The 1,444-nt window shown below is 49.8% G+C and carries 1 protein-coding gene and 1 pseudogene; both read right to left on the minus strand.

Features of this window, described 5'->3' with window-relative positions:
* Window positions 1–4: 4 nt before the first annotated feature.
* A complete protein-coding gene (gene dinQ, locus SLS51_RS24430; RefSeq protein WP_369293964.1) occupies window positions 5–76 on the minus strand; it encodes a damage-inducible type I toxin DinQ in 72 nt (23 codons plus the stop codon).
* 461 nt (window positions 77–537) lie between these two features.
* Window positions 538–1,444, minus strand: a pseudogene (locus tag SLS51_RS22955) (hypothetical protein); the annotation flags it as partial.

Consider the following 1,444-nt stretch of genomic DNA (forward strand, 5'->3'; position numbering starts at 1 on the left):
TTATCTATTTCAGAAATGCACGGATCAGCTCTAAAAGCGCGATTAACGCTTTGAGAACGATGATAGCAGTGTCAATAAATGCTTTCACCCGTTTGCTCCCGTTAGGAGCACAACTTAACCAGCCATTGCCTTTACGCTGCCTGTCCGGCTGGCCCTCATCTGTGTTAGCAGGAGAATATCGCGCTCTGACCGAGGCACTGAATCAGCACCACCTGTACTCAGCCAGGACTTACGAAAACTTGCGTCAGAGATACACAGGCCAGAACGCTACCCCAAACTAACAGCCGTTGATTATAGGTTTATTTTCAAATGATTCAATCAATTAAAATGATGAGTAGATAAAAATAAAAAACCAACTGGTGAGGTTGGTTTTTTATTTTAACCCTTGGATAGGGCAGTTTGTCTTTGTGCTATACGAGATTGGTAGCCTCGGTTCTAGCGCGACATTCTCCTGCTAACATAATCAGTCTACACCTTAAAAAAGGTGTTATCAACCTATGTCATAGCGTAAAAAAGCTCATACAAATGGAATGATATTCAACCAATCACAGGTGAATACTTCTGTTTCAGCCCATCCGATTTATAGCCCGTGTTCCTTATCGCGCTGGCGTTCTCCGGCATACCTGTGTTGTGGTGCGTATGGGCGGCAGTCTGTTCCGCCAGTGCTTTAACCACATCCAACGTCTCTAACATCAAGGTCATGACATTGATTTGCTGGCTGCCCACCCAAACCACGGGCGCGACGATTTCTTGCCTGGCACCGGCGATACTCTGCTTAAGCAGACCAATCTTTTCTATCAGCTTTTGCCCGACTTCAATACTGGCCTCTTTCCCTACACTGACAACGAAATTTGATGAGGTCGCCATACTAGAGTCACCGTCTGCGATTTGCTGGACGGCGCCCGCCAATAGCGTAGACGTGCCCAAAACCGTGGTTTTATCCGTGGCCTGTATCGTGGTTTCCCGTGCGACGACGTTACGTGTTTCCGTGTCTGCCCTGACTTCACGGTGCATGGACGATTCATCAATAGTTTGGTCAGTCTGACGGATCCAATGCCCTTCCTGAGTCACTCTCTGCGAGACTTCCGCCCGCTGCTGCTGCAATTGTTCGCCGGGCTTGATATCGGGCAAGGTATTGCCCTGGCTTAATGTCTGCCGGATAAAGGGCTTATCCGACCTGCCTGCCTCAAAGGCGATTTCAACCACCGTTCCGACTGGCGGATATTGGAACATACCGGATTCACTGCCCGCCATCGGCAAAGGCAGCGGAACCGCGCGGTAAACAGGAACCGCGGCATCCTGACCATCATCAGCCAATAATTGCACATCAACCGCATAGCGTGGCCGGAATGGGTCGGCGATATCGCCGCTGACCGTGTTTTCAGGGTGTGCCTCAATGCGGGCAAATTTGGGTAAATGCAGCCCTGCCGATAATTCGGGGTAG

This window comes from Photorhabdus africana (genome assembly GCF_035181445.1).
In the GTDB taxonomy this organism is placed as follows: domain Bacteria; phylum Pseudomonadota; class Gammaproteobacteria; order Enterobacterales; family Enterobacteriaceae; genus Photorhabdus; species Photorhabdus laumondii.